The organism is Paenibacillus sp. V4I5 (assembly GCF_030817255.1).
GTDB lineage: Bacteria > Bacillota > Bacilli > Paenibacillales > NBRC-103111 > Paenibacillus_E.
In genome coordinates this window covers 4965844-4979988 of record NZ_JAUSZB010000002.1, presented here as the reverse complement: position 1 = coordinate 4979988, position 14145 = coordinate 4965844, and the positions used below count along the sequence as shown (strand labels likewise).

Below are 14145 nucleotides of genomic sequence, written 5' to 3'. Positions count from 1 at the left end.
CAAGCTGCAATAGGCAGCTCTTATGCTTCTCCAAAGCCGCTTTCCACCAATTCAGCCAAAGCATCCAATGCCGCTTGTTCATCCGGTCCTTCTGTTGTCAGGGTAATGACCGAACCCTTCTCCAACCCAAGCGTCATAAGACCTAGAATACTTTTCCCGTCTATGATTGTGATATCAGGTTCACTCTTATATTCAAGCTTTACAGTTGATTGAAAAGATCCCGCTTTTTCCGTAAACAGTTGGGCAGGACGAATATGAAAGCCGGAATCGTTCCGGATTGTAAGTTCTTTCGTAATCATGTTTTTTGTTCTCCTCTTAAATGGTTTCTAAAATCGTTATTAATTGCTGCGCTTCAGTCACTTTCAACAAGCTTTCACGGAACTCCTCGTTAATCAGCTTACGGGAGAGCGCGATCAGAATTTGGAGATGCTCATTGCCTGCGGCCGCCTCCGGCACAGCGATCATGAAGACGATCTTAACAGGCTGGTCATCCAGCGATTTCCAATCAAGAGGCCCAGTCAACTTGGCAAAAGCAACACCCGGCTTGCTGACTCCGTTCGACTTCCCGTGAGGAATAGCGACCCCAAAGCCTATACCCGTCGAACCGGTCTCTTCCCGCTTCAAAACCGCCTCCAGGTATGCAGCTTTATCCGTAATACAGCCAGCGGCTGCAAGTCCGTCGATCATGGATTTCATACATTCTTCTTTGCTTGTTGCTTCCAATGGAATTAAAATGCTTTGCTCATTCAGCAATTCTTGAATATTCATATGGGTATCCTCCTAAATATACAGGGGACAAGATGTTCAATCCCCCTGCGCTCGGTTAATTGGTGTAAAATTTTAGTCTCTTACAGGCTTCTTCAATATATTCAGCATGATGGCTGTAACAAGCGTTCCTGCTACGATAGCTAGAGCATACATAGCCAGTTGGCCGACGGCATTCGGGATCGGCAGGACGAAGATCCCTCCATGAGGAGCGCGCAACGTAGCGCCGAACAGCATGGATAAAGCGCCTGTTAAAGCAGAGCCAACCATGATCGAAGGGATCACGCGGAACGGATCGCCTGCGGCAAACGGAATGGCACCTTCCGTGATAAATGAAATTCCCAGAACAGAAGCCGCTTTACCAGCATCTCGCTCTTCCTTCGTAAATTTCTTCGGAGCCAGTATTGTTGCCAACCACAAACCAAGCGGAGGTGTCATACCAGCAGCCATCACTGCTGCCATCGGACCGTATACACTGCTGGCCAACAAACCCACCGCGAACGTATATGCCGCTTTATTCACAGGGCCGCCCATATCGAAGGCCATCATCGCTCCCAGCAGAAGACCTAGCAATACGGCATTCGTGGATCCGAGCGATTTGAGCCATACCGTCAAACCATCCATAATTGCTTTTACGGGTTCGCCAATGACATATATCATTAAAAGTCCAGTAATTCCAGTAGCCAATAAAGGAATGATTAGAATAGGTTTCAAGCCTTCAAAATTCTTAGGCATCTTGATATAATCTTTCAACAGCTTCGCGACATAACCCGCGAGAAATCCGGCAATGATTCCGCCAAGGAAACCTGCTCCCATTTTTGATGCGAGCATCCCACCAACAAGACCTGGCGCCAAGCCCGGCTTTTCCGCAATGGAGAAGGCGATGAATCCCGCCAAGATCGGTACCATTAGCGCAAAAGCTGCTCCGCCGCCAATGTCCATTAAAGCTGCGGCAAATGTACCCTGTTCTTTAAATGCCTCAATTCCGAAAATGAAAGAGAGTGCAATGAGCAATCCGCCAGCAACAACCAAAGGAAGCATGTTTGAAACACCAGTCATCAAATGCTTGTAGGCGCCTGTTCGTGAAGCGCTTCGCTGAGATTTCGACTGCTCTACTTGCTTTAGATAATCATCCGCAGAAGCCGCTTCTTTGTTCAACGCTTCATCGAGAAGGCCTGCTGGATTTTTGATTGCCTGCGCCACAGGGACTTTAACAATCGGCTTACCAACAAAACGGGATTCTAACACATCCGTATCCGCAGCTACAATAATGGCATGAGCTTCGGCAATCTCCTGCTCGGTAAACTCATTCTCTACGCCGACAGCTCCTCTGGTTTCTACTTTAATTGTAATACCCTTTTCTCTAGCAGCTTTTGCTAAGGATTCAGCAGCCATGTACGTATGTGCAACACCGGTTGGACAAGCAGTAACAGCAAGAATCTTTTTCATAGACGCCCCCGCCTTCAATTCGAATTTATTGTTTTTGGTATAGACCATATGTTCACACTGCCTAGTTTTTGTTCCACTTCAGCAAGTGTACAAACCTGTGTTCCTGGTTTCAAAGCCGTAACAGTTCCTGCCGTTGAGCTCCACCTCGCGGCTTCTTCCAGCGACATGCCATGCAGCATGCAATAAATGAGCGCGGCTACCATAGAGTCCCCTGCCCCCACTGTACTTAGCGGAGTAATTGGAGCAGGCTTAGCGCGAATCGCCTCCGTCTCCGTTACAAGAATCGATCCCTCTCCACCTAAAGAAACGGCCACGTAAGCAATTCCTTTAACGATTAATCTTCTTGCCGCATCGATAATCTCTTCATCCGTCCGGAAGGACTCTCCGAAGAACGACTCCAGCTCATGAATATTCGGCTTGATCGCGTAGGGAACAGCCTCAATACCATGGACGAAAGGCTCGCCATCGGCATCCAATACGGTCCGAACACCTGCCTCATTCGCAATCTGAATAAGTGTCTTATAGAAATCACTCGGTATTCCCTTTGGCAAGCTCCCCCCCAGGGCAACCAACGAAACATGACGAACCTCGGTTCTGAAATGATCAAGAAATTGACTTAAAACGTCATCATCTACAGTGAATCCTGGCTCATTCAACTCCGTTGTTTCCCTGGTTTGTTCCACATACAACTTCAGGTTCGTTCTCGTTTCACCCTTCGCTTGAACAAACCAATTCGGAATACCTAGACTCGAAAGTGTATCCGTTAGCACATTCCCCTGGCGCCCTGCACACAAGCCCCAAGCCGCCACCTCAAGGGAAAAATTCTTCAGTACTTTGGCAACATTGATACCCTTTCCTCCAGCATCCATTCGCCATTCTTTAATTCTGTTCAATCCGCCAAGAACAAAATCTTCCACCGTTACTGTCTTGTCCAAGGCTGGATTCAATGTAATCGTCAAGACAGGCTTCATGACTTCCTCCCACCCGTCTGTACGACGGTAACGGTAACCCCAGCCGTATCAAGCTCTTTCAGCGCGTTGTCCGATATACCGTCATCCGTCAACAGTTGGTCAATCTCGGACAATGCCGCAACCTTAGCAAAAGATACTCTACCGTATTTGCTGTGGTCCATGAGTAAAATCACTTGCTTGGTTGAACGGAAAAAAGCCCGTTTGGTCGAAGCCTCCAACATATTCGGCGTTGTCAATCCAATGACAGGGTCTAGACCATTGATAGCCACGAAGGCTTTATCGACATGTACGGATTCCAGCGCTTTCTCAGCTAACGGACCTACCATCGCCAACGTTTCATGACGTAAGGTGCCGCCCGTAAGAATCAAATCGATTCCTGTGTTGGCAGATAATTCTTGAGCTACCGCAACGGAATTGGTTACTACTGTAAGCTTTTTGAATGTTTTCAATTCCTTAGCCAAATAATAAGTTGTAGTTCCCGAATCGAGTATGATGGAATCGCCTTCTCGAACCATAGAAGCGGCTTCTTTGGCTATCAGCTCCTTTTGTAAACGATAGCGATCTTCTTTTTCCACAAACGTAGGCTCTGAATTGTCACTGACAAAAGCTACAGCTCCTCCATGCGTACGGCGAAGCTTGCCTTCTTCCTCAAGGATCTTCAGATCTCTGCGGACCGTTGATTCAGACACCTGATAATGCTGAGCCAGCTCTTGAACGGACGCACGCTCTTTTACTTGAACATAATCGGCGATCTTCTGCTGACGTTCTTCCTCAAACAGCATCACGACCCCCCCTATTCCACTTCATAGATTTGCGCATATACGGTCATGCGTTTGATCGTTTGATCTCATTTATGATTATATGTGATCGATATTTATTTGTAAAGCGCTTTCCAGAGGTAATATCTTTCATACTAGTCATATTTGATCACAACATAATAAGCTGTCGAGCATGAAAAACCCACCCTCTAAGGGGTGGGCTTTAGAAGCTTTTATGATGAGGTCACTTTCGCTTTTCTCCGAGTTCGGGCTGAAAACGTCCAATTCACGAAAAAAATACCGATCAGGATGAGTGATCCCCCTACATACACGAACCATTCTATGACTTCTCCAAGCAGCAGCCATCCTGATACAACCCCGAAGAACGGGGCGAGGAATAAGAAGGCGCTCGTTTTACCAGGATCCCCTTGTTTCAATAAGAAGAACCATGAAGCGAATTGCACGATAGAGGCCATGATTGCAAGCCATAATAGAATCAACACGGCAGATACTCCTAGGATTAGCTTCGGAGTTTCCATGGTCAGACTCATAACAAGGAGAAGGAGACCGCCGAACAGCATTTGGTAAGCGGTAAGGACCCACACATCGAAACTGGCTCCCCATTTCTTAACGAGCAGTGTGGAGATAGCCCACGAAACCGCAGATCCCATCCCAAGCAGCGTACCCGTTTGCAACTGCATGTGAACACCTAGCGTGATAAACACGCCAGCACAGCCGATCATGACTCCAATCCATTGGGAAATTCGGTATTTTGCGCCTAGAAACAGCGTTCCCAGCACGATGACGAGCAGTGGATTGGTGAAAGTCAAAATCGATGACTCCCCAGCGGTAATCGTGCGTAAGCTTAGAAAAATGCAGCCCATGACGCCAGCTGTTTGAAACAGCCCCACGCTCATGATTTTGCCCCAGTCTCGAAGATCACCTGGACGCGGCCTTTTTCTCACAAACAGAGCCATAATTAGTCCCGCAAGCGTAAAGCGACAGCCAACCAACAGAAGAGGTGAGAAATACGTCAAACCCATTTTACCGATTGCAAAGGAAGATCCCATCAGTGATGTTGTGACAACAACTATTAATCCAAATAAATAGCGATTCATATTACCCTCCCATTGGCCACATATACGTTCAGGATCTGTTGTCTTCGCACTCAAATTTCGTTTATTATCGAAGTATGACTGTAATACTAATCGTTGTATATATCGATTATAAACTGAAATGATTTCGTTCTGTATCGAAGTATGATTGTATGAAGCGGAGGCTGATATGGATGTGTACAAATCCAAATATTGTGGAAGTGGCTTCACTGATAGGCGAACCATCACGTATCACGATTCTGCTGAATCTTCTCGGCGGCAAGTCGCTGCCCGCAAGCGAACTCGCGCGATTCGCGCGCATTACGCCTCAGACAGCAAGTTCCCACCTATCGAAGATGGTGGAAGGCGGTCTGCTCGTCCATGAGTCGTATGGACGGCACAAGTACTACCGGCTGGCAAGCGCCGAGGTGGCCTACGCCCTGGAGGCGCTGCAAACGATCGCCTCCCCGAAGCCGATTCGCTCACTCCGCGAATCGGATCAACTAAGGGCGCTTCGATATGCGCGCACCTGCTATGATCACATAGCCGGCCAGATTGGCGTAGCCCTAACGGACCGGCTTCTTGAGTTAGGCCTGCTGCAGGAGGCAGGCAAGGATTTCATCCTCAGCCCAGCGGGTAAGCAGCGGCTGGAGCGATTCGGCGTCGAGGTCGAGGAAGACCGCAAACGCAGGCGCCATTATGCGCGGCAATGCCTCGACTGGAGCGAGCGCCGCCATCATATCTCGGGTACGCTTGGCGCTGCGCTCACACGCCGGCTGTTCGAACTTCACTGGATTGAACGGCTGCCCGATAGTCGGGCTGTGCGCATCACCCCTGAAGGTCTGTTAGGACTTCGCGATGAATTCGGTGTTGTGCTGTGACTCCTGACGAATACATAAATTTCAGGAACCACACCAACCACCAGCCACATATATTGGTGTAGCCTATTTCTGGCAAAAAACTCTAAGGAGATCATCCATGAATTATCCTCCTACCTATTACACATCTCCCTATTCACCCTATGATCGTTACCCTATTCCTGCTGCTTACTATCCTGTTTACTGGGCTTGGCATCGTGATTTTCCTCCTGTCGATACGAAAATACTCTCACATTCGCTTGCATCCTCTCAAAAACTTCTTAGAGACGCCTCTCTCTTACTCCAAAAGCTAGCTGACCCAACTATAGCCCGCCAATTGATGACCAATGCCCAGAGCGGCAATCAGAAAGAAGTGGATCGGATCGTCCACACTTTCGGCACTGAGTCCATCATCTTGACCAGTTATTCACCTAGCTCTGTTCGTTTCACCATCGATCCTCGTGTCACGGAGAAACCGTGCTGTGAAATTGTATTGTCGCTTAAATGGGGCGAATGACAAAACTAAGAGCAATCTAAACCAACTTATTCGTTGGCTTGGATTGCTCTGCATAGTTCTTATCGGACGTCCGCTGCATTTAAGAATGGCCATACCTTCCCCAGCCAACCAGCTAGAATGACTAGCATAGTCCAATAAAAGATATAGTAAACATCTAACATCGAATAGGAAGATACGTAATAATAAGTTCGTTTTTTTTGCGCTGAAAAACGTTTCGCTTCCATTGCCACAGCCGTCCGGTGAGCGCGGCGAATACTCTGAGCAAGCAGCGGAATGGCATACATCCGCAGCGTCGTATACCAACCGGTGATGGGATTACGCTTCTTCTTCCCCCGCACCTTCAGCGCATAGCGAAGAGTTTGGAACTCTTCGAGCATGAGCGGCAGCATGCGCATCGCAGCGAGGAAGCTGTAGGCGTATTTCGGCGCGACTCTCCACTGCTGCATCATGGCATAGAACAGCGCAACCGGCCGTGTGGTCAAGCTGAACAGCAGCCCGACCGCGGCAACCTGAAGGCCTCGAAAGCCCAGATGGATGCCGCGATAGAAGCTTTCTTCGGTGATTCGGATGAAGCCCAGCTGGTACCACAGCGTTTCTCCGCTGCCGAACATCATCATCCCCGTGGAAGAGGATAGGAAGATAAGCAGGAACGGTGAAGCATACAACAGCAGGCGCTTCATTGGATGGCCTGAGAACAAGAATAGCGGCACCAGTGCGCCCAAGGTCAAATACATCATGGCATTCAGATTATGCGTGAACACGACAACAATAAACAGAAGGATGGACAGGATAAGCTTCACACCCGGATTCACCCGGTGCAGCCAGGTTTCACGATACGTGAATGTTATTTGCATAGCAGCGGAGCTCCTTCCGGAGCATGTGCGGCGGAGGCCGGCAGCTTCCCAGCTGGCCATTCCTCCACATATCCTGCTTCAACCTGCCAAACGCGAGTGGCGCAGCGTTTCACAATCTCCGGATCGTGCGTAACCATCACGATCACAGTTCCGCTCGCTCGCAGCCGCTCCAGCTGCTGCAAGATATGCAGCGTACCGCGCGCATCGAGCCCGAAGGTGGGCTCATCCAGCAGCAGAATGCGGGGGCCGCGCACCATCGCGGATGCCACGCTTAAGCGTCGCTTCTGGCCCATCGACAACTGAAAGGGATGCCTCTTGCGCAGCGCGAGCAGGTCGTATTCCCTAAGCAGCAGTTCTATAGCCGCCCACTGCACCTCCTGCCCCTGCTCCGCCTCCGGCAAGGAGTAGGCAAGCTCTTCCTCCACCGAATTCGTGACGAATTGGAATTCGGGGTTCTGGAACACAAAGCCGACTTGCTCCGCAAGCTGCTCGACTTTGCTGCCCTTAACCCCCTCGATCCAGCAGCTGCCGTGGGTCGGAATGAGCCGCATGATCGCTAGCAGCAGCGAACTTTTGCCAGCGCCGTTGGCACCGACAACGGTAATCCAGTCGCCCGGATAGACGCTCAAGTTATCCACAGAGGTCTTGATCTGCCCTCCGCGTAACCCTACAAAATCGCGAAGGGTCATGACCGGCACCGCAGTCTGAATGACGGAGGCCTTTTTGTCCTCAGTTTTGTTCCCAGACGTTAGCTCCATCCCATTATCGTCCCAAACACCAGGGTACCAGATCCCATAGTCGATCATTTGCTGTTTGTAAGCTTCGAATACCTCTTGAGGCGAGCCATCCGCAAGCAGTCCTCCATCTGGTGACATGACGATCAAGCGGTCGATGAATCCTAGGATGCCGCTTATTTTATGCTCCACGATAACCAGTGTTTTCTCAGCACTAATCCTTCGAATCGTTTCCCATACCTGCTCAGTACCTTCTTCATCCAGAAGCGCCGTAGGCTCGTCAAGGAACAGCACTTCCGGCTCTAGTGCGAGCACACTCGCAATAGCCAGCCGCTGTTTCATCCCTTGCGACAGATTCCCAATCAGGGTATGGGTATCTCTAAGTTGAAGTCCCACCAACTCCAGATAATACGCGATACGAGCAGGCATCTCCTCACGAGGGACTTGTAAATTTTCCAAGACGAAAGCAATTTCCTCATCCACATAAGGCATGCAGAACTGCGTCTCCGGATCTTGAAAGACATAGCCAGAGCTGCTTGGAGTTTGAATGTCATCTGCTTTGAGCGGAATCTCTACAATATCAGGCACAATACCGCTTAGCACTTGAAGCAGGGTTGATTTACCGCAGCCGCTCGGCCCTAGAAGCAGTACCTTCTCTCCAAGCTCAATCGAAAAGGAAACCCCCTGAAATAACAGGGGGGCGTCTTCTCCAGGATATTTTAACCTTAAATTCGTAACGCTCATTCCTTCGCTCATCACGTTACCCCAATACGTCGTAATCTTTCTTCGAAACAGGACGAACAAGACTTAGCACACCGGTACGAGCCAATGCACCCGCTAAATAGTAAGCGAATACGCCCGCGATCAAAGCGCTGCCCAGTAGACGAAGTCCAATAAACAAACAGTAGTTCCAGAACGTGAGTTGATCAATATAGCCATAGTAATTATCCACAACCAACGATAACCCTGCGGATGCGAATGAGGCTAGGATGGTCACGCCAACATTTGCACGACGGTAAAGGAAAAGGGCAAAAACGAGTTCAGCACCAAGCCCCTGCAGCAACCCATATACTAGCGTTGATACACCCCAAGAGCCACCAAAAAGCGCCTCAATCGTGGCAGCCGCTACTTCAGCCAATAAGGCAACGCCGGGTTTGCGAATAACCAGAAACGCGAAGGTCGCTGCCATAAACCACATGCCATAGCTCAATTGCTCCGCGTGAAGACCGAATGGTTTCAAAACATCGTACATCGGCCCCCATACGCGATAAATTACACCAAACACCGCTGCGATCACAATGGTGATCAAAATATCGGTCAATTTCAAACCCTTTGCTGCTGTTTCTTTTTGTGCCATCTGTTTGTTCGACTCCTTTACATATATAAATGTGTAAAATGAGATAGGCAAACACGAAAAAAAAGCCCACCGGGTAGCGGCAGGCATAAAATTAGTGCAAAAAGGCACTTCATTCTCTACGCTGGCATTACCCAGATCAGATTAACGGTCAGTGGCATGGGGCCACTATCTCAGCCTGACTTCATCAAGCACCCGTGTTGCTATTCATTTGGCTTAACTGTAGCGGATTGCCAACTTTTTAGCAATCCTTTTTTTGGGGCATTCGCTCTACTTTTCAATCAAATGCTGCAAATCATGCGTCAATTCGTTCAGTTGGCGAATGCTGTCTACGATATCTCACCATTAATCCATTTCTTCTGTGCAATTCCAATCGTTGTTCTGACACTGGAACTTCTCTCCTTTTTTTCTACATCAAATGACATTTTATTACATCATTCAAGTAAAGGGATGAATAACCCTCTATTTGGAATGATAAAGAGATAATCTTCACGAAGAAATTGACTTCTAGCTAATAATGAAACTACAATACGTAGTGTTCATACTTAAAATTTATTCTAAAGGAGACATTTATAATGGATCATTCAACTATGCAGCACGGACCTGATTTTATGGCTATTTTGCTTTACATAGGCTTGGCCATTTTTGTTTTGTCGATTATTGGCTATGTGTTGGCCGCGAAAGCGCACAAACAAAACACAAGTCGATTGAAAAAAGTAGAGAAACAGGCTCTGAAAAAAAAGCAAAAGACCTGGCTGCTTCTCTCTCACACCCTTGTTATTATCGCGATATGCTGTGTGGGAACCTCGCTTATTCAGCAAAATTCCAGCAAATACAGTGTAGAAAAACTGAATTTTAATGCTCCTATCCAGGTCGTGACAGATAAAGATTATGGACGAGGGCATGCTGAGGGCACACTATCCTATGAGATGAAAATCCCGACCTCTGGTACACATAGTCCACATGACTTAAAGTTCGGCTTTTATAAGGACAGACCCTCCTATGAAATGCTTGTTCATAATTTAGAGCACGGCGATATCATTATTCACTACCGCCCTGATGCTCCTAAAGAACTGCTAGATCGACTCGACTACTTGGCGCATTTCAAGAAAGCCGGTGCTGGTGTACTAGCTGTACCGAATCCAGATGTACCTAGTGATCAGGAGGTCGTCGTAACCGCATGGACGAAAACGATGCAGCTTACGAAGTTTGACGAAGCAAGTGTGGGAACGTTCATCTACCAGAACATTGATAAAGGACCTGAACAAATTCCTTCCGAAATACGTCGCGGCGGCGGTACCATGTAATTGAGTTTGATAGGTTTTACTTGTACTACTTTCGAATCGTTTCACGGTCGGATACTAAATCCGTTGGTACTAAGCCGGTTAGACGCCTGAATACACGGTAAAAATAAGATGGATCATTGTACCCGATGAACTCGGAGATCTCGGTCACTGACAGCGCAGAATGTCTAAGCATGTAGATCGCCGTTTTGATCCTTGTAGCATGGACGAACTCGCTGATCGTTTGACCTGTTACTTTGCGAAAAAGTACCGCAGTGTAGTTCGGAGATCGGCTTATACAAGCGGCAAGCTCGTCTTTGGTAACGTGTTCACGGTAATGGTTTTGAATGTAGCTTTTCATCTGCTCCACTAGCTGCGCAGTAGCGGTCGTTGTCGTATCTTGGTCCCACTCTCTATGGAGATAGACAAACAGCTCTTTGAGCAGCGCTTCACACAGCGTTAGGTAATAGGATTGTTGGTCTTGCCACTGCTGATGGATAAGCCGCAAACGATCGACAATCAACTCGTATTTACCCGTTAATCGGCTAGTATAATGCGGCAGCTGGAGGAGTGGGAACAGCTCAACTGCTGCATCAGCGGTGAATTGAACCACGTACTTTTCATGGATCTGGGTCGGTACACTTCTTCCATAAAAGGGAGTTTTGCTCGGAATGAGCAGCCATTGCCCTTTCTCAGCTACCTGCTTCTTTTCATTGATCCAATACACACATCGGCCATAGGTAACGAGAACAAGCGTCCAATTGGGGCACCCGTCTAACTCTTCCTTGTACCAATTGCTGCTCTTATCATAAGTAAAGGTTATCACCTGCATAACGGCACCCCTCTGCATACTATAGTACATATATCATACTATAGTTCATAGAACTTCGGCTCATTTAGGCATATAATGAAGCCAAAATTCATTCGTTACTATTGAAAGGAAGTCCTAAACACCATGCGTAAAACAAAAATCATTTGTACCATGGGACCCGCTTGTGATTCCGTCCCTACTCTTAAAGAATTAATTCACGCGGGCATGAGCGTCGCCAGATTGAATATGGCTCATGGCGATTTAGATGAGCATCGGGTACGCATTCAGCGCGTACGACAAGCAGCTGGGGAGCTTGGTGTCATCATCCCTATTCTGATGGATATTAAAGGTCCGGAAATCCGCATCGGTCAATTGAAAGATGCTTCCTACGATTTGCAAAGCGGCGATCACATAGTGCTCACAACTGAACAAATTATCGGCGATTCCAGCCGTGTTTCCGTCAATTACCCTGGTCTTCCGCAGGATGTTAAGCCTGGGAATCTCATTCTTATCGATGACGGCTCTATAGAGCTGCGTGTAGAAATGATTGACGGTACCGAAGTTACTTGCAGCGTCTTGAATCAAAGTGTCTTGAAGCAGCGTAAAGGTGTTAATTTACCGGGCGTGCGTACCTCCCTGCCTGGTGTAACTGAGCGCGATGTGATGCATATTAAGTTCGGAATTGAAGAGAATATTTCCATCATCGCGATGTCTTTCGTTCGTAACGGAAACGATGTTAGAGAAGTTCGCGGGATTTTGGAACAGCATGGCGCTGCGTTTACGCCGATTATTTCGAAGATTGAGAACGAAGAAGGCATGACGAACTTCGCTTCGATCCTTGAAGCTTCCGACGGTATCATGGTTGCGCGGGGCGATCTAGGCGTCGAGATTCCGACGGAGGAAGTTCCGATTGCGCAGAAAGACATGATTCGCGCTTGTAATTTAGCTGGCAAGCCTGTTATTACGGCAACGCAAATGCTGGATTCCATGCAGCGCAACCCTCGCCCAACACGCGCAGAAGTGAGTGACGTGGCGAATGCGGTGCTTGATGGAAGCGACGTTGTCATGCTTTCCGGCGAGACAGCTGCAGGCAAGTATCCCATCGAGTCCGTAACGATGATGGCGACGATCGCTGAGCGCGTAGAGCAAACCATGGAGCGCAGCTCCTTGATCGACGCGCAGCTTCAGTCGAACAACGAAGTGACTGAGGTGCTGTGTCAAGCAGTTGTATCATCCGCTAACAAGCTGCACGCTGCAGCGATCTTGACGCCAACGGAGAGCGGCTTCACTGCTCGGATGATCGCGAAGTACCGCCCGGAAGCGCCGATTATCGCGGTGACGTCCAATGAATCTGCGATCAACTACTTGAGCATGGTGCAGGGCGTTATCCCAATCCTTGGCGAATTCTGCGACTCCACTGACGCGATGATCCGCTCTGCCATCGGTCAAGCTGAGACACTCGGCTACGTGAAGAAGGGTGACATCACTGTCGTCTCCGCCGGTATCCCAGTGGGGAAATCAGGAACAACTAACCTGTTGAAGGTTGAGCGGGTTTAGACCGTCTGCTGTGTCCTTCACCAGACTTATACGAAATGTTCAGCAAAGACACCTCTGGGTGTCTTTTTTTGTTTGGTGGCTTGGGAATTTCCCTGAATTTCGCCTAAAGTCATTACTCCCTTTTGGGGCAGACTAATCTAGCAAAATGATGATGGTATAACGGAGGCCCCATGATTATCCGACTCGGATACGTGTCTATGGCGATGGCGATTTTTAATAATACCCCTAGCTCCACCTTTACATACAAACTGTTCTCACAGCGTCCGCGTGAGGAAGCTTTGCAACGAGCCATTGAGATCGGACGCAAAAATCTCGAAGCGACTCAGCGGATCCTATACTATAATGCCGCTCATGGTATTCACTTATTTCGACTATCGTCGTCGCTCATTCCTCTCGCTACTCATCCGGATGTGCAGATTGATGTGGCCACCGAATATAAAGATGAGCTTCGAAAGCTCGGCGACTTCGCGTACGCGCAGGGAATCCGCTTGAGTATGCATCCTAATCAATTCACGCTGCTAAACGGGAGTGACTCGGTTGTGGAGGCCGCTATTAGGGACTTGTTCTATCACGCGGCGATTTTGGATGGGATGAGACTTGATGAGTCAGCTATCATCAATATCCATGTTGGCGGTATGTACGGAGATAAAGCGGCCGCCACAGAGCGGCTATTTGCTAAGATACCGGATGTGCCTGAACATGTTATGCGGCGTCTTACTTTTGAGAATGATGACAAAACTTACACGCTAGAGGAAACGCTGGCCGTGAGCGAAAGGCTGCAGCGCCCATGCATGCTGGATTTGCACCATGATTGGTGCAATCCATCCGCAACCTCCCCCATCGAACTACTGCCAGACATCGCTAAGACCTGGGGTGACATTCCGATGAAAATTCACGTCTCCTCGCCAAAGGATGAGAAAGAGTTCCGATCTCATTCCGACTACATTGAACCCGATCAGCTCATCCCTTTTCTGAAGAGCTGTAAGGAGGTCGGCCTCCCCCGTATCGACGTCATGATTGAAGCCAAAATGAAAGATCTAGCCTTGTTCCGGCTCGCGGAGCAGCTTGGAAAAATTCGCGGCGTGAAACGAGTGGATGGCGGCGTTTTGACGTGGTAGAACAAAAAACCGTTTCTGACCAA

15 protein-coding genes are annotated in these 14145 nt (G+C 48.5%); 5 read left to right on the top strand and 10 right to left on the bottom strand.

Annotated elements, in window-relative coordinates; translation table 11 throughout:
* Nucleotides 1-20 precede the first annotated feature (20 nt).
* The 6 genes from QFZ78_RS24780 to QFZ78_RS24755 form a co-directional block, all read right to left on the bottom strand.
* The gene (locus QFZ78_RS24780) at nucleotides 21-299 is read right to left on the bottom strand and encodes an HPr family phosphocarrier protein (RefSeq protein ID WP_307551475.1); all 279 of its coding nucleotides are present in this window, start codon (nucleotides 297-299) and stop codon (nucleotides 21-23) included.
* A gap of 16 nt (nucleotides 300-315) precedes the next feature.
* The gene (locus QFZ78_RS24775; RefSeq protein WP_307551473.1) at nucleotides 316-768 is read right to left on the bottom strand and encodes a PTS sugar transporter subunit IIA; all 453 of its coding nucleotides are present in this window, start codon (nucleotides 766-768) and stop codon (nucleotides 316-318) included.
* A gap of 72 nt (nucleotides 769-840) precedes the next feature.
* Nucleotides 841-2214 carry a PTS fructose transporter subunit IIC gene (locus tag QFZ78_RS24770; RefSeq protein WP_307551471.1) on the bottom strand — a complete coding sequence of 458 codons (1374 nt, stop codon included), beginning with the start codon at nucleotides 2212-2214 and terminating at the stop codon, nucleotides 841-843.
* A 14-nt stretch (nucleotides 2215-2228) separates the two neighbouring features.
* Nucleotides 2229-3185 (bottom strand): 1-phosphofructokinase, encoded by a 957-nt coding sequence (gene pfkB, locus QFZ78_RS24765; RefSeq protein WP_307551469.1) that lies wholly within the window; start codon nucleotides 3183-3185, stop codon nucleotides 2229-2231.
* A complete protein-coding gene (locus QFZ78_RS24760) occupies nucleotides 3182-3967 on the bottom strand; it encodes a DeoR/GlpR family DNA-binding transcription regulator (protein ID WP_307551468.1) in 786 nt (261 codons plus the stop codon). Before QFZ78_RS24760 ends, pfkB begins: the two co-directional genes overlap by 4 nt.
* 209 nt (nucleotides 3968-4176) lie before the next feature.
* Entirely contained in the window at nucleotides 4177-5061 is an 885-nt protein-coding gene (locus QFZ78_RS24755) for a DMT family transporter (RefSeq protein WP_307551466.1), read from the bottom strand.
* Nucleotides 5062-5231: 170 nt separating this feature from the next.
* On the opposite strand from QFZ78_RS24755, the gene QFZ78_RS24750 reads away from it, so the two are divergent.
* Both QFZ78_RS24750 and QFZ78_RS24745 read left to right on the top strand, forming a co-directional pair.
* Nucleotides 5232-5918: an ArsR/SmtB family transcription factor gene (locus tag QFZ78_RS24750; protein ID WP_307551464.1), complete on the top strand. Its 687-nt coding sequence runs from the start codon at nucleotides 5232-5234 to the stop codon at nucleotides 5916-5918.
* Between the two features lie 97 nt (nucleotides 5919-6015).
* Entirely contained in the window at nucleotides 6016-6411 is a 396-nt protein-coding gene (locus QFZ78_RS24745; RefSeq protein ID WP_307551462.1) for a YuzC family spore coat inner layer protein, read from the top strand.
* 59 nt (nucleotides 6412-6470) lie between these two features.
* Here the strand turns inward: QFZ78_RS24745 and QFZ78_RS24740 are convergent, their stop codons facing one another.
* The 3 genes from QFZ78_RS24740 to QFZ78_RS24730 are packed head-to-tail and all read right to left on the bottom strand — an operon-like array spanning nucleotide 6471 to nucleotide 9356.
* On the bottom strand, nucleotides 6471-7265 hold the full coding sequence (locus QFZ78_RS24740) for an energy-coupling factor transporter transmembrane component T family protein (protein ID WP_307551460.1): 795 nt from the start codon (nucleotides 7263-7265) through the stop codon (nucleotides 6471-6473).
* Nucleotides 7256-8755, bottom strand: a complete 1500-nt coding sequence (locus tag QFZ78_RS24735) for an ABC transporter ATP-binding protein (protein WP_307551458.1) — start codon at nucleotides 8753-8755, stop codon at nucleotides 7256-7258. The genes QFZ78_RS24740 and QFZ78_RS24735 overlap by 10 nt, the downstream gene beginning before the upstream one ends.
* A gap of 4 nt (nucleotides 8756-8759) precedes the next feature.
* Complete coding sequence (locus tag QFZ78_RS24730) at nucleotides 8760-9356, bottom strand: ECF transporter S component (protein WP_307551456.1); 597 nt, start codon at nucleotides 9354-9356, stop codon at nucleotides 8760-8762.
* A gap of 572 nt (nucleotides 9357-9928) precedes the next feature.
* Here QFZ78_RS24730 and QFZ78_RS24725 point away from each other — a divergent pair.
* Entirely contained in the window at nucleotides 9929-10660 is a 732-nt protein-coding gene (locus QFZ78_RS24725) for a DUF3105 domain-containing protein (RefSeq protein ID WP_307551454.1), read from the top strand.
* A 25-nt stretch (nucleotides 10661-10685) separates the two neighbouring features.
* Here QFZ78_RS24725 and QFZ78_RS24720 read toward each other — a convergent pair whose 3' ends face one another.
* Entirely contained in the window at nucleotides 10686-11468 is a 783-nt protein-coding gene (locus QFZ78_RS24720; RefSeq protein WP_307551452.1) for an AraC family transcriptional regulator, read from the bottom strand.
* A 123-nt stretch (nucleotides 11469-11591) separates the two neighbouring features.
* Here QFZ78_RS24720 and pyk point away from each other — a divergent pair, with 123 nt between their 5' ends.
* Together pyk and uvsE are read left to right on the top strand one after the other, a co-directional pair.
* Entirely contained in the window at nucleotides 11592-13004 is a 1413-nt protein-coding gene (gene pyk / locus QFZ78_RS24715; RefSeq protein WP_307551451.1) for a pyruvate kinase, read from the top strand.
* 170 nt (nucleotides 13005-13174) lie between these two features.
* Entirely contained in the window at nucleotides 13175-14122 is a 948-nt protein-coding gene (uvsE, locus tag QFZ78_RS24710) for a UV DNA damage repair endonuclease UvsE (RefSeq protein WP_307551448.1), read from the top strand.
* Nucleotides 14123-14145: the final 23 nt, after the last annotated feature.